Source organism: Hydrogenophaga sp. RAC07, assembly GCF_001713375.1.
Classification (GTDB): domain Bacteria; phylum Pseudomonadota; class Gammaproteobacteria; order Burkholderiales; family Burkholderiaceae_C; genus Hydrogenophaga.
Window position 1 is genome coordinate 4,254,426 of record NZ_CP016449.1, and the last position, 16,926, is coordinate 4,271,351.

At 65.0% G+C, this 16,926-nt stretch carries 21 protein-coding genes; 4 read left to right on the forward strand and 17 right to left on the reverse strand.

Annotated features, from left to right (window positions below):
- Positions 1-49 precede the first annotated feature (49 nt).
- The 4 genes from BSY239_RS19850 to BSY239_RS19865 all read right to left on the reverse strand — a co-directional run bounded on the left by BSY239_RS19850 (position 50) and on the right by BSY239_RS19865 (position 2,637).
- On the reverse strand, positions 50-481 hold the full coding sequence (locus BSY239_RS19850; protein WP_069048327.1) for an ExbD/TolR family protein: 432 nt from the start codon (positions 479-481) through the stop codon (positions 50-52).
- Positions 482-560: 79 nt separating this feature from the next.
- Positions 561-1,235, reverse strand: coding sequence for a MotA/TolQ/ExbB proton channel family protein (locus BSY239_RS19855; RefSeq protein ID WP_069048328.1), 675 nt, complete (start codon positions 1,233-1,235; stop codon positions 561-563).
- Complete coding sequence (gene dapB / locus BSY239_RS19860) at positions 1,232-2,050, reverse strand: 4-hydroxy-tetrahydrodipicolinate reductase (protein ID WP_069048329.1); 819 nt, start codon at positions 2,048-2,050, stop codon at positions 1,232-1,234. Before dapB ends, BSY239_RS19855 begins: the two co-directional genes overlap by 4 nt.
- On the reverse strand, positions 2,047-2,637 hold the full coding sequence (locus tag BSY239_RS19865; protein ID WP_083240087.1) for an outer membrane protein assembly factor BamE: 591 nt from the start codon (positions 2,635-2,637) through the stop codon (positions 2,047-2,049). The genes dapB and BSY239_RS19865 overlap by 4 nt, the downstream gene beginning before the upstream one ends.
- A 158-nt stretch (positions 2,638-2,795) precedes the next feature.
- Between BSY239_RS19865 and fur the strand changes: the two genes are divergently transcribed.
- On the forward strand, positions 2,796-3,236 hold the full coding sequence (gene fur / locus BSY239_RS19870) for a ferric iron uptake transcriptional regulator (RefSeq protein WP_069048330.1): 441 nt from the start codon (positions 2,796-2,798) through the stop codon (positions 3,234-3,236).
- A 21-nt stretch (positions 3,237-3,257) separates the two neighbouring features.
- Here fur and hprK read toward each other — a convergent pair whose 3' ends face one another.
- The 7 genes from hprK to BSY239_RS19905 form a co-directional block, all read right to left on the reverse strand.
- Positions 3,258-4,208, reverse strand: a complete 951-nt coding sequence (gene hprK / locus BSY239_RS19875; protein ID WP_069048331.1) for an HPr(Ser) kinase/phosphatase — start codon at positions 4,206-4,208, stop codon at positions 3,258-3,260.
- Between the two features lie 6 nt (positions 4,209-4,214).
- Positions 4,215-4,685 carry a PTS sugar transporter subunit IIA gene (locus BSY239_RS19880; protein ID WP_069048332.1) on the reverse strand — a complete coding sequence of 157 codons (471 nt, stop codon included), beginning with the start codon at positions 4,683-4,685 and terminating at the stop codon, positions 4,215-4,217.
- A gap of 143 nt (positions 4,686-4,828) precedes the next feature.
- Complete coding sequence (gene hpf, locus BSY239_RS19885) at positions 4,829-5,158, reverse strand: ribosome hibernation-promoting factor, HPF/YfiA family (RefSeq protein WP_069048333.1); 330 nt, start codon at positions 5,156-5,158, stop codon at positions 4,829-4,831.
- A 327-nt stretch (positions 5,159-5,485) separates the two neighbouring features.
- Entirely contained in the window at positions 5,486-6,529 is a 1,044-nt protein-coding gene (locus tag BSY239_RS19890) for a phenylacetaldoxime dehydratase family protein (protein ID WP_069048334.1), read from the reverse strand.
- A gap of 103 nt (positions 6,530-6,632) precedes the next feature.
- On the reverse strand, positions 6,633-7,625 hold the full coding sequence (locus BSY239_RS19895; protein WP_216637488.1) for an iron-containing redox enzyme family protein: 993 nt from the start codon (positions 7,623-7,625) through the stop codon (positions 6,633-6,635).
- A gap of 359 nt (positions 7,626-7,984) precedes the next feature.
- Entirely contained in the window at positions 7,985-8,341 is a 357-nt protein-coding gene (locus BSY239_RS19900) for a hypothetical protein (protein WP_069048335.1), read from the reverse strand.
- A complete protein-coding gene (locus BSY239_RS19905; RefSeq protein WP_069048336.1) occupies positions 8,338-8,904 on the reverse strand; it encodes a cob(I)yrinic acid a,c-diamide adenosyltransferase in 567 nt (188 codons plus the stop codon). Before BSY239_RS19905 ends, BSY239_RS19900 begins: the two co-directional genes overlap by 4 nt.
- Before the next feature lie 160 nt (positions 8,905-9,064).
- Here BSY239_RS19905 and BSY239_RS19910 point away from each other — a divergent pair, with 160 nt between their 5' ends.
- The 3 genes from BSY239_RS19910 (at position 9,065) to BSY239_RS19920 (ending at position 11,239) form a co-directional block, all read left to right on the forward strand.
- The gene (locus tag BSY239_RS19910; protein WP_069048337.1) at positions 9,065-9,301 is read left to right on the forward strand and encodes a hypothetical protein; all 237 of its coding nucleotides are present in this window, start codon (positions 9,065-9,067) and stop codon (positions 9,299-9,301) included.
- 79 nt (positions 9,302-9,380) lie between these two features.
- Positions 9,381-10,805, forward strand: a complete 1,425-nt coding sequence (locus BSY239_RS19915; RefSeq protein WP_069048338.1) for an FAD-binding oxidoreductase — start codon at positions 9,381-9,383, stop codon at positions 10,803-10,805.
- 101 nt (positions 10,806-10,906) lie between these two features.
- Positions 10,907-11,239, forward strand: coding sequence for a YegP family protein (locus tag BSY239_RS19920; RefSeq protein WP_069048339.1), 333 nt, complete (start codon positions 10,907-10,909; stop codon positions 11,237-11,239).
- A 42-nt stretch (positions 11,240-11,281) separates the two neighbouring features.
- On the opposite strand, the gene BSY239_RS19925 is transcribed toward BSY239_RS19920, so the two are convergent.
- The 6 genes from BSY239_RS19925 to mnmG form a co-directional block, all read right to left on the reverse strand.
- Entirely contained in the window at positions 11,282-12,196 is a 915-nt protein-coding gene (locus BSY239_RS19925) for a ParB/RepB/Spo0J family partition protein (RefSeq protein ID WP_069048340.1), read from the reverse strand.
- 23 nt (positions 12,197-12,219) lie between these two features.
- The gene (locus BSY239_RS19930) at positions 12,220-12,759 is read right to left on the reverse strand and encodes an RBBP9/YdeN family alpha/beta hydrolase (protein WP_069049111.1); all 540 of its coding nucleotides are present in this window, start codon (positions 12,757-12,759) and stop codon (positions 12,220-12,222) included.
- Positions 12,760-12,775: 16 nt separating this feature from the next.
- Positions 12,776-13,546, reverse strand: coding sequence for a ParA family protein (locus tag BSY239_RS19935; protein ID WP_069048341.1), 771 nt, complete (start codon positions 13,544-13,546; stop codon positions 12,776-12,778).
- Positions 13,547-13,555: 9 nt separating this feature from the next.
- A complete protein-coding gene (locus BSY239_RS19940; RefSeq protein WP_069048342.1) occupies positions 13,556-14,170 on the reverse strand; it encodes a LysE family translocator in 615 nt (204 codons plus the stop codon).
- 79 nt (positions 14,171-14,249) lie between these two features.
- The gene (rsmG, locus tag BSY239_RS19945) at positions 14,250-14,924 is read right to left on the reverse strand and encodes a 16S rRNA (guanine(527)-N(7))-methyltransferase RsmG (protein ID WP_069048343.1); all 675 of its coding nucleotides are present in this window, start codon (positions 14,922-14,924) and stop codon (positions 14,250-14,252) included.
- On the reverse strand, positions 14,921-16,909 hold the full coding sequence (mnmG, locus tag BSY239_RS19950; RefSeq protein WP_069048344.1) for a tRNA uridine-5-carboxymethylaminomethyl(34) synthesis enzyme MnmG: 1,989 nt from the start codon (positions 16,907-16,909) through the stop codon (positions 14,921-14,923). Before mnmG ends, rsmG begins: the two co-directional genes overlap by 4 nt.
- Between the last annotated feature and the right edge of the window lie 17 nt (positions 16,910-16,926).

The following is a 16,926-nucleotide window of genomic DNA, read 5'->3' on the forward strand; positions in this document are numbered from 1 at the left end:
ATGCCGGATTTTAGGCCTTGGGCTGCGCCGCGCCCGAGAGCGCGGCCATTCAGCGCGGGGCTGCTGCGTCTGCCACGAAGCCGATGCGCGAGAGGCCTGCCGACTGCGCCATGCCGATCAGTGACACCACGCGGCCATAGGGCACGCTGGCGTCGGCGCGCAGCTGCACCTCGGTGGCCGGGTCGCGTCGGGCGGCTTCACCGAGGCGCTGGCGCAAGCTGCCGTCGTCCACGGCCTCGCCGTTCCACTGCATGCGGCCCTGGCCGTCGACCGACAGCGACACGAAGGGCCCGGGCTGCGCGGGCGTGGCCGCCTGAGGCAGCTCGGCCTTGGGCAGTTCCAGCGCCAGCCGGTCGGCCATGAAGGGCGCGGCGATGATGAAGATCACCAGCAGAACCAGCATCACGTCCACCAGCGGCGTGACGTTGATCTCGCTCATGGGCTTGTGGCCGGTGGGCCGCTCCAGCCGGCCGAAGCTCATGCCCCCACGCTCCGCCGCTTGCGCGGGTCGCTGCCCCCCGAGGGGGCTGACCCGCCTTGGGGCGGCCCGGCGGCGGGTCTCATGCCCGGCCCTCATGCACCATGAGTTCGCGCAGGTCGCGCGCGAAGCCTTCGAGGTCGGCCTCGATGCGCGCGATCTGGCGGCCCAGCACGTTGTAGGCCAGCACCGCAGGAATCGCCACCACCAGACCGGCGGCCGTCATCACCAGCGCTTCACCCACCGGGCCCGAGACCTGCTCGATGCGAAAACCGCCGTCGAGCCCGATGCCGGTGAGCGCGTTGTAGATGCCCCAGACGGTGCCCAGCAACCCCACGAAAGGCGCGGTGGAGCCGACGGTGGCCAGCAGCACCTGGCCGTACTGCAGGCGGTGCAACACGCGGTGCAGGGCATCGCGCAGCACGCGGGTGAGTTGTTGTGACCGGTCGCCCGCGGCGGCCAGGGTGTGGGGCGCGGTGGTGTTCAAACCCAGGGCCGCCCGCAGCAAGGGCAACACGAGTTGTTGTGCATCGAAGGTACCCAGGCGACGCTGCGCGTCCTCCAGGTCGGCGGCTTGCCAGAAAGCGGCGGTGCTCAACTGCAGATCGCGCGCAGCGCGGCGCAGCAGCCAGCCCTTCCACAGAATCACCACCCAGCTCGCGACCGACATGGCCAGCAGCAGCAACGCCACCGCCCGGCCGAGCGCATCGGCCTGCGCCAGCGTCTGCAACAGACCCTGGCCCGCGCTGTCGATCATTTCAGGCCGAGCACGTCGAACATGTCGTACAGCCCGGCCGGCTTGCCGGCCAGGAAACGCACGGCACGCAGGCTGCCCTGCGCATAGGTGGCGCGGCTGCTCGACTTGTGGGTGATTTCGATGCGCTCGCCGGTGCCGGCGAACAGCACGGTGTGGTCGCCCACGATGTCACCACCGCGGATGGTGGCAAAGCCGATGCTGGAGGGATCGCGTTCGCCGGTCACGCCTTCGCGCGCGTAGACCGCACAGTCTTTCAGGTCGCGGCCCAGCGCGTCGGCAATGACTTCGCCCATCTTGAGCGCCGTGCCGCTGGGCGCGTCCACCTTGTGGCGGTGGTGCGCTTCGATGATCTCGATGTCGTAGCCGGTGGACATGGCTTTGGCCGCCATCTCCAGCAGCTTGAGCGTGACGTTCACGCCCACGCTCATGTTGGGCGCCATCACGATGGCGATGGTCTTCGCGGCCTCGGCGATCTCGGCCTTCTGATCGTCACTGAAACCGGTGGTGCCGATGACCGCATTCACGCCGTGTTTCACACACTCGCGCAGGTGCGCCAGCGTGCCTTCGGGGCGGGTGAAGTCAATCAACACCTGACTGCCGCGCAGGCCCTGGGCGAGGTCGGCGGTGATGAGAACACCGCTGGCCTGGCCGGCAAACCCGGCGGCGTCCTGACCCAGCATGGCGCTGCCCGGGATGTCGAGCGCGCCGGTGAGCTGGCAATCGCCGCTGCTGCGCACGGCCTCCACCAGCATCTGACCCATGCGGCCGCTGGCGCCCGCCACACACACACGGTGCAGACCTGCCGCGCTGCTCATCGGGCGGTCCCCGGCGTCTCCAGGGGTGGGTAGCTGGTGGCAGGCGCGGCTGCGGGTGCAGCCGGTTCAACCGGTGCGGTGGTCTTGTTGCGATCGTCAAAGGCCTTGAGCTGGGCTTCGGTGGCCTGCAGCGACGGCACCTTGCCGAACTTGCGACCGGCGTCGAGCGAAGCCACGAACTCGGCTTCGCTCGGCAACTCGTCGGCCTCGAACCGCTCGAGCACATTGGCCTTGAAGAAAGCGGTCAGGCGGCGCTGCTGGGGCGTCTGGCCCTGGCGGCGGAAGGTGAACACGTAGTCCCAGCGGTCGGCATGGAACACACTGGCCAGCAAAGGCGAGCCCAGGATGTCGCGCACCTGGTCGCGGCTCATACCGGCCTGCAAGGCGGCGGCCTGCTCGCGCGTGACCACGTTGCCTTGCAGGATGTCGATCTTGTACGGCGTGACGACGCTGGGCAGGCGGCTGGTGACGCTGGAGCATGCCGACAAAGCGACCAGCGAGGCCACCGCGCAGAGCAGGGCAACCGGGCGGCGAAGTGGCTGACCACGCGAGGTCGGGGAGGCGCAATCGGGTGAGTGGTGGAGCATGGGATCGGACCGTGGAAGGGGCGCGCGCGCAGGCGTTGCCGGGGCAGAAGTGCAGCGTGCGCCAGACGCTGGCGATATGATGCTTTCATTGTAGTCTTGGGGCTTGAGGGCACCGCAAAGATCCCGACCGCCCGAATCCACGCCCCGCGCGCACCGCCATGACCAACATCGAAGAGCTCAAGAACACCGGACTGAAAGCCACGCTGCCCCGGCTGAAGATCCTGGAGGTGTTCCAGAACGCCAAGCAGCGCCACATGACGGCCGAAGACGTGTTCCGCGTGTTGCTCGAAGAACGCTCCGACATCGGACTGGCCACGGTCTACCGCGTGCTGATGCAGTTTGAACAGGCCGGTCTGCTCACGCGCAGCAATTTCGAGTCCGGCAAGGCGGTGTACGAACTCAATGAAGGCCAGCACCACGACCATCTGGTGTGCCTGGACTGCGGTCGCGTGGAAGAGTTCTTTGACGCAGAGATCGAGAAGCGCCAGCAGATGGTGGCCAAGACGCGGGGCTTCGTGCTCCAGGAGCACGCGCTCTCGCTCTACGCCAACTGCACCAAGACCGACTGCCCCCACAGGGGCCATTCACACCGCGCCTGAAAGCGCGTTGCGGGTGTCTCGCTATTCGCCGCGTGACATGGCCGCGCGGTGGCGTGAGACGAACTCCTGGTAAGTGTCGATGCCACGCAACTGCAGGATGGTGTTGCGCACCGCAGCTTCCACCAGCACGGCGATGTTGCGCCCCGCCACCACCTGAATCACCGCCTTGCGCACCGGCACGCCGAGCACATCCTGGTACAGCGGCTCGTGGGGCATGCGCTCAAAGTCGCGCTCCAGCGTTTCGCGGCGCACCAAGTGCACGATGAGCGAGAGGCGCATCTTGCGGCGCACCGCCGTCTCGCCAAAGATGGCCTTGATGTCGAGCAGGCCGATGCCGCGCACCTCCAGCAGGTTTTGCAACAGTTCGGGGCAACGGCCTTCAATGCTGGTCTGGTTGATGCGGTAGAGATCCACCGCGTCGTCGGCCACCAGACCGTGACCACGCGAGATGAGCTCCAGCCCCAGCTCGCTTTTGCCCAGGCCCGACTCGCCGGTGATCATCACACCCATGCCCAGGATGTCCATGAACACGCCGTGCATGGAAGCGCGGTCTGCGAAGTGGCGCGAGAGGTAGGCGCGCAGCACGTCGATGACAAAGGCCGCCGACTCGTGCGTGGAGAACATCGGAATCTGCGCGCGCTCGCACATGGCGGTGAGCGCGTCGGGCGCGGTCTGGCCATCGGCCACCACCAGCACCGGGGGCTCCAGTGTGACGATGCGCGCCACGCGGCGTTTGTTGTCTTCTTCGTTCGGGCTCGTGAGGTAGGCGACTTCGCGCTCGCCGAACACCTGCACCCGGTAAGGATGGATGTAGTTGAGGTAACCCACGAGGTCGGCGCCGGAACGGGCGGCGCGGATGGCGACTTCGTCAAACCGCCGCTCTGAAGCCCCGAGTCCGGCGATCCACTGCCACTTCAGGGCATCCCGATGGTCCTCGAACAGGACATCGGCGCTGACGACGGTGGGTTTCAATCTGGCTCAGGCTGCCGCGTGCGCGGACTGCCAAGAGGTGATTTGTTTGTGCAACGCAACGGCGTCTGCCGAGGTTTTCATCTGTTCGCGCAGGCCGCTGTCGCTCAGCAACTCGGCGATTTCGGACAGGATTTCCAGGTGCTTCTGCGTGGCCGCTTCGGGCACCAGCAAGAAGATCATCAACTGTACCGGCAGTTCGTCGGGCGCATCGAACCCGATGGGGCTGGCGAGCTGGAACACGGCGGCCAGTGGTTGCTTCAGCCCTTTGATGCGGCCATGAGGAATGGCCACGCCATGGCCCAGACCGGTGGAGCCCAGCCGTTCGCGGGCGAACAGGCTGTCGGTGATGAGCGCACGGTTGAGTCCGTGAAGGGTCTCGAAAAGCAAACCTGCTTCTTCGAATGCGCGTTTTTTGCTGGTGGCGTCAACGCTGACGAGCACTTGCGCAGCGGGCAGTATGGCGGATAGTCGGTTCATGTGAGCCCTCTTGGAGCGCAAATTATGACCAGTTGAGCGCTGTTGGCTAGACTGGGGGCACAAAAAAGCCGCTTGACTTTCCAAGCGGCCTGCTGCAGTGCAGCATCGGGTTTTCCCGCACGGGCCGCAGCCCGTGACATCCGTCACATCAAACGCTTCACCGAGTCGTGGTGGTGGTCTTGCGTCTTGTCCTTGTAGCGCAAAACTTGCCGGTCCAGCTTGTCGGCCAGTTCGTCAACGGCGGCGTACAGATCGGCGTGTGCACTTTCAGCGAACAGGTCACGTCCCTTGACGTGGATGTTGCACTCCGCTTTCTGCCGCAGGTCTTTCTCCTTCAGGTTGTCCACCGTCAGCAGCACCTTCATGTCGACCACCTGGTCGAAGTGTCGGGATATGCGTTCGAGTTTGCTGGTGACGTAGCCGCGCAGGGCGGGTGTGACCTCAAGGTGGTGACCGCTGATCGTCAGGTTCATAAAAGAGCCTCCATTTGCTCCGGGTTGAGACAAGCCGCCTGGGGCAAGACCTCCCGACGGCCACGGGGATGTCTTGAGCCCACTATGCCGACGAAGACACCCCGGCGCAAGCCTCGGTGGAAAGAAAACGTGACTTCCTGACCAGCATCGGCGTTGCTCGATCCAATGAGTGCCGCGCATGTACTGCCTGCAAGCGCTGCGCCACCGCGCTGTGGGCGGGGCTGGCGGCCTTGTTGGGGGCGATCGCAATGCCGCTGTGATCGGACCGACCGGCGGCACCACAAAGAGCCATCAACCCGCCTGGCAGTGAGGCCAAATTCGCGTGGGTCATGAGGGTGACGCCGCCATCGCGGCCAGCAGGCCTGTTGTCTCATGACAGTTCCGGTACTCCAGGAGCACCTGTTCGGCACTCGGCACGATGACCTCGTGGTAGCGCGAGAACCGGGCGGCGGCGCCGAAACGCTGGCCATGCCGAACCGCGCCCAGGAAGGAAGCCAGGTGATTGAAATGCCCCTCGGCCCACCGTTCAAGCTGCTCCAAGCTGCGCCACAGACTGAGGCCAAAGGTTTCCTGGCGAACGCGGCCGTCCCCGTCGAGGACCCAGGCATAGCGGTTGGACAGACACCCCAAGCGGGGACCCGACCCGTCCAGCAGATCCATGCTGGCCTTCATCGTGGGCTCGATGTTGAGCCAGTAGGCTTGCTGCTCCTCCAGGTCGCCCAGCGACCAGTCTTGTCCCGTGCGGATCAGGCAGAGATTGGAAGGCGGCTGCACCCTGGTCAACGATCCTTCAGTGGTGCACCGAAAGGCGCCGCTGGGTGACAACGCGTCGGTCTGGGACAAGGGAATGCGGTCGCGCATCGATCCCCAGTAGCCCTGTTCCAGCACAGGTTCGCTCACACGCTCCGCCAAGCGGGTCAGCCCGTGCCAGATGACCCCTTCGGCGATCGCCTCGACGCGGTCCACGCTGGGTTGAAAGATCTCTGCGAAGCGTCCCACCCCGGGCAGCAGGGAGTGATCACGCGTCCAGCGATGACCTATCTTCTGCCACCATCGATCCAGCACATCATCGGTCGAGTAGCAGGTGAGCAACTGGTTGTGGAACCCGGCCCGATCGACGAACGAGGACCGCTCGACCAGAGACGGCCCGGCCTCAAGGGCCAACTGGTCCATCAACCACCGCACGGCACCGTCAACTTGCGAGGCGTCTTCTTCGGGTCGATGTTGAACGCCCAGGTGGGCAATCGAAACGCGGGAGACCGAGGCAGCGAAACGGGGAACCACCCCCTGGCCCACGGGACGGTGGTTCTCGCTGATTCTTGCGTGCCGCGTGCGCGTGCGACGCAGATGTTCCGGGATCGCAGATTCCATGTGGGACTTCTATCGTGAGGACAGGGAAAAAGAAGGCCGGCCTGCTGGCGCAAACACTTCTCTACTCACCGGTTGAATGGCTTGTCAGTGCGCGCCGAACAACCTACGTGGAAGATGCATTGCGGCAATGAGGTCCAAGGGACTGAGCATCGTTGACACCCGACTTGAACCTCTCCAGAAGTGCGTCCAAGTGGCGCCCCGAAGAGTTCAGTCTGGCCAGCACCCCCCAGTGCATCTCCCGAGCGCATCCAGGCGTCATGTCCACCAACGGCGCAATGACGCGCTGGAAAAACCCCGATGCGTGCCGCGCATCCACCCGAACATGTTCCTCGTGGTATTCGAGAAGACGGGTGGGCAGCCCCAATCTCTGCCATGCCGCGATCAGGCTGAGGCATCGCTTGGGGAACATGTGCTCGATGGTTGCAAAGTAGCCCATGCCGCGATAGATGAGGTGACGACGGAGCACGAGCATGGTCGAAAGATTGCCGCACCAGAGTCCGTCGGTTGTCAGGCTGTCTTGAATGTACTCATCGGTAAGTCCAAGAGAGTCCGCGACGTTCTGGAACATGACCGTGTGCATTCTCGCGATTTCCCCATTGCCCATCTCGTCCCAATAGTTGCTGGCCAGTTCAAGTTTCGGCCGAGCAGGCAGACCCATCTGCAACGCTGCGATGAAGTCGTCAAATCTGGGGTCTTGCAAAGTCTCCTGGGCAAGATAGAAAGCAAGATCTTCAACCGTTGCGCGGTTCGGAAGGAATTCTTCGTAAAACTCGTGCTGGTTAGCAGCGTGCCGCTTGATGTCATCCTTGACGAGGCTGACGAACTCTGCCCCACTGTGCTCTGCTCCGCTCTGCACGCCCTTCCTCATGACGATTTGAAGGTCTTCGAGCGCCAGCATTTCCTTTTCTATAGCTATGGCCACATTCAAATCGGTGGTCAAGGTTTCGTAAGTGGCACTGAGCTGATCTGCGGTGTTGAAGTGCCTCGTGTAAATCGAGGCAAGGCGCTTTTGGTCGTCTGGGTTGATCATGGAGTCTCCCTGGATTTTCAAAGTGTTGTCGCGCTGACCGGTGAGCACTTTGGTGGGCATCTCCATCGACAGATGGCATGTACGCCGACATTCGCGCGCGCACAATAATAGTCAATAAATACTATTTTCCTTTGAATTTTTTGGAACCTTGTTGCTAATTTACGGCGGCACAAAGCAGCCTCCGGTTCCGTTTACCCTTTGTGCGGGTGTATCGGCGTGGCGCCCGACCTGGGAAGGCTTGGATGAAGGCATGAAAACCTGCGTCACCCCCAACACGCTCCATCCATCCGCAAGGCTCAACCAGCTACCCGGCGAACGAAAAACGACTCGCCCCGCTTCGACGCCCGTAGGGAGGGGTTGCATCCGCTGGCACAAGCGCTGCTCCGCGCCTTCATGCCATGACAGAGATCAGACTGGCGATCCTTTTACTGCCGCTCGCAGCGTCCCTGCGCGGTGGCCTGTCCACGGAAATCGCTGCTCCAGGTCTGGGCGGCGGTGTCGATCTGGATGCGTTCGTTGTCCACCGCCGTGAGGATCATGGTTTCCTGGATCGCGAAGGTGTAGACCGGCACGCCGTCGATCTGCACCGCGCGCACGCGCTTCTTGTCGTAGGCGATGCCCACGGTGCGTGTCCAGGTGGTGCGAGCGGGCAGGTAGACCGCTTCGCAGACCAGCGTCACCTCGGCGGCCGGCGCGGCAGGTTTGGTGGCGGGCTTGTTTTGCGCCGTGGCGAAGGGCGCTGCGACGGCCAGGCAGGCCGCGGAGATCAAGGACGCTTTCATTCGGCCGCGCCCTTGGCCATGCGTTCGCTCTTCCAGTACACGTCGTCGCCGCCGTTCATGCGATTGAGCACGCGGGACAACACGAACATCAGGTCGCTCAGGCGGTTGAGGTACTGGCGCGGCGTGTCTTTCAAGGCTTCTTCGTTGCCCAGCGCCACCACGGCGCGCTCGGCGCGGCGGGCCACGGTGCGGCACACGTGCGCCTGGCTGGCAGCGCGAGAGCCGGCGGGCAGGATGAACTCCTGCAGACGCGGCAGCGCTTCGTTGTGGGTGGCCAGGGCCTCGTCGAGCGCGAGCACGGCTTCGGGTTTGAGCAGCTCGTAGCCCGGGATGGACAACTCGCCACCGAGGTTGAAGAGCTGGTGCTGGATCTCCACCAGCAGCGCGCGCACATCGGGTGCCATCTCTTCGCACAGCAACAGGCCGATGTGGGAATTGAGTTCGTCCACGTCGCCCATGGCGTGCACACGCAGGCTGTTCTTGGAGACGCGGGTGTTGTCGCCCAGGCCGGTGGTGCCGGCGTCGCCGGTGCGGGTGGCGATCTGGGTGAGGCGGTTGCCCATGGAACGTCCTTGAATTGAATGGGGGTTGCCCGATTGTGCAGCGTTGCCCCGTCGTAACGGAGCGCAGGGAAATGTGAGCGAGGCAACGTGAGGCAAGAACGCTGGCCTTGATCGGGGATGCGAGCGGTAATGGCCGCCTGTTCACCCTCAGGAGATCCCGATGACGCAACGCCGACAACGACTCGCCGACTTCGAAGCCCGCAGTGTGCAACTGATCGCCGCCTGCACGCTGGGTCTGGCCGGCATGGCCAGCGCGCCGCCCAGCCACGCTGCGCGCATCACCGGCCAGGCCACCAGCCTCACCGGCACCACCGGCCACAACACCACGCCCACCGGCAACACGCGGACCCACCGAACCCCGGCCCTCTTGCTGCAAGCCGGGAAAGTACGCAGCTGACTGCGCCCGCGCAAGGCACCGCGCCCGGAGCTGCGGGCTTAAACTGGCGGGCTGACACAACAGCGCCGGAGACACGCCCATGAACGCCCCCACCGCCCACAGCCACCTCGCTCCGCAAGTGCACCAGCGTGTGGTGCCGCCCGAGTTGATCGCGGCGCTGCAGGCCCACTTCGGCGCGCAGTGCTCCACCGCCCTGGTGGTGCGCGAGCAGCACGGGCGCGACGAGTCGGTGTACGAGGTGCCGCCGCCGGCTGCGGTGGTGTTTGCGCAAAGCACGCAGGATGTGGCCGATGCGGTGAAGCTGGCCGCTTCGCACCGCGTGCCGGTGATCCCGTTCGGCGTGGGCTCCTCACTCGAAGGCCACCTGCTCGCGGTGCAGGGCGGCATCAGCATCGACGTGAGCCGCATGAACAGCGTGCTGGCCATCAACGCTGAAGACCTGACGGTGACGGTGCAGCCCGGCGTGACGCGCAAGGCGGTGAACGAAGCGGTCAAGAGCGAAGGACTCTTCTTCCCGATCGACCCGGGTGCCGACGCATCCATCGGCGGCATGGCCGCCACGCGCGCCAGCGGCACGAACGCGGTGCGCTACGGCACCATGCGCGAAAACGTGCTGGCGCTCGAAGTGGTCACGGCCAGCGGTGAAGTCATCCGCACCGGCACGCGCGCCAAAAAATCATCGGCTGGCTACGACCTCACGCGCCTGATGGTGGGCAGCGAAGGCACTTTGGGCGTGATCACCGAAGTGACGCTCAAGCTCTACCCGCTGCCCGAGGCGATCTCGGCCGCGACCTGCTCGTTCCCCAGCATCGAGGCCGCGGTGCGCACCGTGATCCAGGTGATCCAGCTGGGCGTGCCGATCGCGCGCTGCGAGCTGATCGACCACAACACCGTGCGCATGGTCAACGCGCACAGCAAGCTGGGCCTGCGCGAAGAAAACATGCTGCTCATGGAGTTCCACGGCTCGCCCGCGAGCGTGAAGGAACAGGCCGAGACGGTGCAGGAAATCGCCGGCGACTTCGGCGGGCAGGCTTTCGAGTGGGCCGACACGCCCGAGGAACGCACCCGCCTGTGGACCGCGCGTCACAACGCCTACTTTGCAGCCATCCAGAGCAAGCCCGGCTGCCGCGCGATCAGCACCGACACCTGCGTGCCCATCAGCCGCCTGGCCGACTGCCTGCTCGACTCCGTGACCGAGGCCGACGCCGCCGGCCTGCCCTACTTCCTGGTGGGCCACGTGGGCGACGGCAATTTCCACTTTGGCTACCTGATCGACCCGACCAAACCGGAAGAGCACACCCTGGCCGAACAGCTCAACCACCAGCTGGTGGCGCGCGCGCTGAGCCTGGAGGGCACCTGCACCGGCGAACACGGCGTGGGTCTGCACAAGATGGAGTTCCTGCTCACCGAAGCCGGCAGCGGCGCGGTGGACATGATGCGCACCATCAAGCGTGCACTCGATCCGGACAACATCATGAATCCGGGCAAGATCTTTTCCATGTAACGGCCTCGTCTCGGGTGCCGAGCCTGCGACATCGGAAGGCTGTTCAACCGCGCCGGCATGGGTACGATAAGCCTCTCGATTCACCACGTTTTGGAGGTCACATGGCAGGCTGGTACGAACTGAACAAGAACGACAAGGGCGGGTTTTCGTTTGTCCTGAAGGCGGCGAACGGCGAAGTGATTCTGCGCAGCGAAAGCTACGAATCGCGCGCTGCTGCCGACAACGGGATCGCCTCGGTGCAGAAGAACAGCGCCGTGGAGACGGCCTACACGCACAGCGACGCCTCGGACGGCCGCTTCTATTTCAACCTCAAGGCCGCCAACCACCAGATCATCGGCACCAGCCAGATGTACAAAACGGCGGCGGCGAGGCGCGCCGGCATGGAGTCGGTTCGTACCAACGGCCCGACCACGGAGATCAAGCACCCGTCCTGAAAGCTTTGGATGGGCGGCGGGCGGTGGGACCGCCCAGCCGGTTCAATGGCCGCCGCGCAGTTTGTCGATCAGGCCATTGAGCGCTTCAAGCGAACCGAACTGGATCGCGATTTCGCCCATTTCTTCGATGCGCCCGTGCCGCTTGAGGCGCTTCTTCACACGCACCTCGACCTCCGCCATCAGCAGGTCGGCCAGCTCTTCTTCCACGCGGCGGATGTCGCGCGACTTGTCCTTCTTGAGCTTTTGCGGCGACAGCGCGAACTCGGCGCCGAGCTTTTTCACCAGGCTCTCGGCCTCGCGCACCGACATCTTTTTCGCCGCGATCTGGTTGCCCGCGGTGATCTGGTGGGCTTTGTCCAGCGCCAGCAGCGCACGCGCGTGTCCCATGTCGAGGTCGCCGGCCATCAGCATGGTCTGCACCGGCTCGGCCAGTTGCAGCAGGCGCAGCAGGTTGCTGGCGGCACTGCGCGAACGGCCGACGGCCTGGGCCGCTTGTTCGTGAGTGAGTCCAAACTCTTTCACCAGGCGTTGCAGTCCGTGGGCCTCTTCCAGTGGGTTCAGGTCTTCGCGCTGGATGTTTTCGATCAGCGCCATGGCCGCAGCCGACTCGTCGGGCACGTCGCGCACCAGCACCGGCACGCTCTCCAGCCCCGCCAGCTTCGAGGCGCGGAAGCGGCGCTCGCCAGCAATGATCTCGTACTTGCCGGCGTTCGGTCCGCCGGCCAGCTGGCGCACCAGGATCGGCTGCATCACCCCCTGGGCCTTGATGCTTTCGGCCAGTTCGTACAACGCACCCTCGTCCATGTGGGTACGGGGCTGGTATTGGCCGGCCACCAGTTCGGTCAGCGGCAGGTTCGACGGCAGGCTGTCGGCATCGGCCGGTGCGCTGTCCACCACCTTGGGGCCCAGCAGGGCTTCGAGTCCGCGGCCGAGGCCCTTGGGTTTTTTGGTGACCATGGGTCTTCGTGCTTTCGAAAGGTTCAGAGGTTCATGAGCTCGGCGAGCACCGCATGGCCGGCCGGCCAGTCGCCCAGGCCGGACTCGGCGTTGATGTGGCCGGCTTCACCCAGGTCGACGAAGCGCGAGCCCCAAGCGGCGGCGAAGGCCTGCACGCGCTCGAAGCTGCAATACAGGTCGTTGCGGCTGCCAATCAGCACACTGGGGAACGGCAGCCGCTCCATGGGAATGGGCGCCCAGCTGGGCAACACCGGGCGCATTTCTTCGCGTTCGGCGTCGCCGGGCGCCACCAGCAACGCCGCCTTCACGCGGGAGGTGTTCTGGGAATGCGCCGCCCAGGCGGCGGTGTGCAGGCAGCCGAGGCTGTGGGCCACCAGCACCGCTGGCTCGTCACAGGTGAACAGCACTTCTTCCAGGCGGGCAATCCAGTCGCCGCGGCGAGGCTGCAGCCAGTCGTGCTGGTCCACCCGGCGGTAACCGTGAGCGGTTTCCCAGCGGCTTTGCCAGTGATCGGGCCCGCTGTTCTGCCAGCCGGGCAGGATGAGGACGTTTTGAGGTTTCACGTGAAACATCCTGGTTTCAAAGTTTGTCGATGCGATCGACCATTTCCTTGGCGAACGCCACGAAGGCCTGACTGCCGCGGGCGGACGGGTCGAAGACCACGCCCGGCAGACCGTAGCTCGGGGCTTCGGCCAGGCGCACGTTGCGCGGGATCACGGTGTCGAACACCTTGTCGCCAAAGTGGGCCTTGAGCTGGTCGCTCACCTGCTGCTGCAGGGTGATGCGCGGGTCGAACATGACGCGCAGCAGGCCGATGATGGCCAGGTCCTTGTTGAGGTTGGCGTGCACCTGCTTGATGGTGTTGACCAGATCGGTCAGGCCTTCGAGCGCAAAGTACTCGCACTGCATGGGCACGATCACGCCGTGCGCGGCACACAGGCCGTTGAGGGTGAGCATGCTCAGGCTGGGTGGGCAGTCGATCAGCACAAAATCGTAGCTGTCGAGTGCCTCGGCCAGCGCGGTCTTCAGGCGCTTCTCCCGCCGCTCCACCTCCACCAGCTCCACCTCGGCGCCCGCCAGTTCGCGGTTGGCGCCCAGCACGTGGTAACCGCACTTCTCGGAGAACACGGCAGCTTCCGCCACCGAGGCGGACTCCAGCAGCACGTCATAGACCGAAAGCGCCATCTGCCGCTTGTCCACGCCCGAGCCCATGGTGGCGTTGCCCTGCGGATCGAGGTCGACCATCAGCACCCGCTGGCCCACCTTGGCCAGTCCGGCGGCCAGGTTCACCGTGGTGGTGGTCTTGCCGACGCCGCCCTTCTGGTTCGCAATGCAGAAAATCTTGGCCATGTGGTCTTCTTATTTGGAAATGGCCAGCTTGATGCCGAAACCGATGAGGAACAGTCCAGCCACCTTTTCCAGCACACGGCCGAAGACCGGGTTGGCGCGCATGCGCGCGGCGAGAAAGTGGGTCAGCAAGGTCACGGACAGGCCGTAGGCGAAGGTGAGCACCGCGATGGTGGCGGCCATGGCGCCGAAGGTGACCAGGCCCTGGTGGCGGGCGGGGTCCACAAACAGCGGGAAGAAGGCCATGTAGAACACGATGGCCTTGGGGTTGAGCAAGGTGATGACGATGGCTTGCTGAAAGTACTGGCGCGGGCGGATGTTGAGGATGGGGGCGTCGCCCGGCTTGGCGATCAGCATCTTGAAACCCAGCCAGGCGAGGTACGCCGCACCCAGCCACTGCACCGCGCTGAAAGCCGCCGGGTACGCGGCCAGCAAGGCCGCCACGCCGGCCACCGCCAGCCACATCAGCACCTGGTCACCAGCGATCACGCCGAAGGTGGCGGCCAGTCCGCCCTTGATTCCACCCTTGCCGGTGGAGGTCACCAGCGCCAGATTGCCCGGTCCCGGGATGAGCAGGAACACAACGATGGCGGCGGCAAAAGCGCCGTAGTCTGCGATGCCGAACATGGAGAACCCCCGGGAAGTGGAGGGTCGAGTTTACGTGAAGGGTTTTGCAGTCACGGGCGCCATTGGCGCACCGTGTTGCTCAGGCCACAGCGGTCGGGCCGGGGCGCATCCAGACGATGCAGCGCTCGGCGTCCAGCCCCGGCACCCGGAGCTGTTCCACGTGAAACACGTCCACCGAAGGCGCCTCTGAAGCCAGCGTGGCCAGCTCGTCGCCCGGGTGTTTGCCTTTCATCGCCATCCAGATGCCGCCCTCGTTCAAGGCGCTCTTCGACCAGTTGGTGAAGTCCACCAACGATGCGAAAGCACGTGAACACACCACGTCGTAGCCCTGCCCCGACATGGCGTTGAGGCTTTCCACCCGCGCGTGCAGCCCGCGCAGCTTGGGCAACTTGAGCGTGGCGGCGGCCTGCTGGATGAACGCCGCCTTCTTGGCCACCGTGTCCACACAGGTCACGTCGATCTGCGGGCAGGCAATGGCGATCACCACGCCGGGCAGACCGCCGCCCGAACCCACGTCGAGCAGCTTGGCCGGCCGGTCGCCCACTTGCAGCAACAAAGGCTTGATGGCTGCGAGGCTGTCGAGCAGGTGGTGGGTCATCATCTCGGCCGGATCGCGCACGGCCGTGAGGTTGTAGACCTTGTTCCATTTCTGGAGCAGGCCCAGGTAGTCGAGCAGCAGATCGACCTGCCGCGCGTCGAGCACGAGCTGGAGCGACTGCAGGCCGGCCTGCAGGGTGGTTCTCAAATCGCTCATGCCGGGACGTCGGAGGCCAGGTCGGCGGCCGCTGCAGGCAACGTGGCAAAGCCCTTGAAGCCGCCCTTTTTCAGATGGATGAGCAACAGCGAGATGCTCGCGGGCGTGATGCCCGAGATGCGCGAGGCCTGGCCCAGCGTCTCGGGGCGGTGCTTGGCCAGCTTCTGCCGCGCCTCAAAGGACAAGGCCGTTACCTGGAGGTAGTCCAGATCGGTCGGCAATTTCAGGCCTTCGTAGTGCGACGCCCGCTCCACTTCGCCCTTCTGCCGGTCGATGTAACCCGAGTACTTGGCGGCGATTTCCACCTGCTCCACCACCGGCTCCAGCAGATCACCCAGTGTTTCACGTGAAACGTCCGGGCCCACATACTTGCCGCCGTCGAGCCCGACCAGATCGGCGTAAGCCACGCCTGGGCGACGCAACAGATCGAACAGGTTGTGTTCATGTTCAATGGCTTTGCCCAGCACCCGCTCCGACTCGGCGGCGGGCAGGCTGCGCGGGTTCACCCACGTGGCTTTGAGGCGCTCTGTTTCACGTGAAACAGCGTCGCGCTTGCGGCAGAACGCGTCCCACTGCGCGTCGCCCACCAGACCCATGCGGCGGCCGGCTTCGGTCAGTCGCATGTCGGCGTTGTCTTCGCGCAGCTGCAGGCGGAACTCGGCCCGGCTGGTGAACATGCGGTAGGGCTCGGTCACGCCCTGGGTGATCAGGTCGTCGACCAGCACGCCCAGATAGGCCTCATCGCGCCCAGGCAGCCATGCGCCCTCGCCCCGGCACTGCAGCGCGGCGTTGATGCCGGCGAACATACCCTGGGCAGCGGCCTCTTCGTAGCCCGTGGTGCCGTTGATCTGTCCTGCGAAGAACAGGCCCTGGATCTGTTTGGTCTCGAAGCTGCTCTTGAGCGAACGCGGGTCGAAGTAGTCGTATTCGATGGCATAGCCCGGGCGCAGGATGTGCGCGTTTTCCAGGCCTTTCATGCTGCGCACCAGCTGGTACTGGATGTCGAACGGCAAGCTGGTGGAGATGCCGTTGGGATAGACCTCGTGCGTGGTCAGGCCCTCGGGCTCCAGAAAGATCTGGTGGCTGTCCTTGTCGGCGAAGCGGTTGATCTTGTCTTCCACACTCGGGCAGTAGCGCGGGCCCACGCCCTCGATCTTGCCGGTGAACATGGGGCTGCGGTCGAAGCCGCTGCGGATGATGTCGTGCGTGCGCTCGTTGGTGTGCGTGATCCAGCACGGCACCTGCCGCGGGTGCATCGCGGTGCTGCCCATGAAACTGAACACCGGCACCGGTCGGTCGGCGTTCATGCCGCCGGGTACACCGTCGCCGGGCTGTTCTGTGCACTGGCTGTAGTCGATGCTGCGGCCGTCCAGGCGCGGTGGCGTGCCGGTTTTCAGGCGGCCCTGCGGCAACTTCAGCTCTTTCAGGCGCGCCGAGAGCGACACCGCCGGCGGATCGCCCGCGCGGCCGGCGGCGTAGTTGTTCAGGCCCACATGGATCTTGCCGTCCAGAAAGGTGCCGGCCGTCAGCACCACGGTGCGGCTGCGGAAGCGGATACCCACTTGCGTCACAGCGCCCACAACACGGTCACCTTCGACCATCAGGTCGTCCACCGCCTGCTGGAACAGCCACAAATTGGGCTGGTTCTCCATCATGCGGCGGATCGCGGCCTTGTAGAGCACGCGGTCGGCCTGGGCGCGGGTGGCGCGCACGGCCGGGCCCTTGGAGCTGTTCAGGATGCGGAACTGGATGCCGCCTTCGTCGGTGGCCAGCGCCATCGCGCCGCCCATGGCGTCCACCTCTTTCACCAGGTGGCCCTTGCCGATGCCGCCGATGCTGGGGTTGCAGCTCATCTGGCCCAACGTCTCGATGTTGTGGGTCAGCAGCAGCGTCTTGCTGCCCATGCGGGCGGCCGCCAGCGCGGCTTCGGTGCCGGCGTGGCCGCCGCCGACGACGATGACATCAAATTCCTGGGGGTACAACATGTTGGTTTTCGCTTCCG

Excerpts from the sequence above, each read along its gene's own strand:
- BSY239_RS19850 (WP_069048327.1), bottom strand. The coding sequence starts at position 481 with ATGAGCTTCGGCCGGCTGGAGCGGCCCACCGGCCACAAGCCCATGAGC.
- BSY239_RS19855 (WP_069048328.1), bottom strand. The coding sequence starts at position 1,235 with ATGATCGACAGCGCGGGCCAGGGTCTGTTGCAGACGCTGGCGCAGGCC.
- dapB (WP_069048329.1), bottom strand. The coding sequence starts at position 2,050 with ATGAGCAGCGCGGCAGGTCTGCACCGTGTGTGTGTGGCGGGCGCCAGC.
- BSY239_RS19865 (WP_083240087.1), bottom strand. The coding sequence starts at position 2,637 with ATGCTCCACCACTCACCCGATTGCGCCTCCCCGACCTCGCGTGGTCAG.
- fur (WP_069048330.1), top strand. The coding sequence starts at position 2,796 with ATGACCAACATCGAAGAGCTCAAGAACACCGGACTGAAAGCCACGCTG.
- BSY239_RS19880 (WP_069048332.1), bottom strand. The coding sequence starts at position 4,685 with ATGAACCGACTATCCGCCATACTGCCCGCTGCGCAAGTGCTCGTCAGC.
- hpf (WP_069048333.1), bottom strand. The coding sequence starts at position 5,158 with ATGAACCTGACGATCAGCGGTCACCACCTTGAGGTCACACCCGCCCTG.
- BSY239_RS19890 (WP_069048334.1), bottom strand. The coding sequence starts at position 6,529 with ATGGAATCTGCGATCCCGGAACATCTGCGTCGCACGCGCACGCGGCAC.
- BSY239_RS19895 (WP_216637488.1), bottom strand. The coding sequence starts at position 7,625 with ATGGAGATGCCCACCAAAGTGCTCACCGGTCAGCGCGACAACACTTTG.
- BSY239_RS19900 (WP_069048335.1), bottom strand. The coding sequence starts at position 8,341 with ATGAAAGCGTCCTTGATCTCCGCGGCCTGCCTGGCCGTCGCAGCGCCC.
- BSY239_RS19905 (WP_069048336.1), bottom strand. The coding sequence starts at position 8,904 with ATGGGCAACCGCCTCACCCAGATCGCCACCCGCACCGGCGACGCCGGC.
- BSY239_RS19910 (WP_069048337.1), top strand. The coding sequence starts at position 9,065 with ATGACGCAACGCCGACAACGACTCGCCGACTTCGAAGCCCGCAGTGTG.
- BSY239_RS19915 (WP_069048338.1), top strand. The coding sequence starts at position 9,381 with ATGAACGCCCCCACCGCCCACAGCCACCTCGCTCCGCAAGTGCACCAG.
- BSY239_RS19920 (WP_069048339.1), top strand. The coding sequence starts at position 10,907 with ATGGCAGGCTGGTACGAACTGAACAAGAACGACAAGGGCGGGTTTTCG.
- BSY239_RS19925 (WP_069048340.1), bottom strand. The coding sequence starts at position 12,196 with ATGGTCACCAAAAAACCCAAGGGCCTCGGCCGCGGACTCGAAGCCCTG.
- BSY239_RS19935 (WP_069048341.1), bottom strand. The coding sequence starts at position 13,546 with ATGGCCAAGATTTTCTGCATTGCGAACCAGAAGGGCGGCGTCGGCAAG.
- BSY239_RS19940 (WP_069048342.1), bottom strand. The coding sequence starts at position 14,170 with ATGTTCGGCATCGCAGACTACGGCGCTTTTGCCGCCGCCATCGTTGTG.
- rsmG (WP_069048343.1), bottom strand. The coding sequence starts at position 14,924 with ATGAGCGATTTGAGAACCACCCTGCAGGCCGGCCTGCAGTCGCTCCAG.
- mnmG (WP_069048344.1), bottom strand. The coding sequence starts at position 16,909 with ATGTTGTACCCCCAGGAATTTGATGTCATCGTCGTCGGCGGCGGCCAC.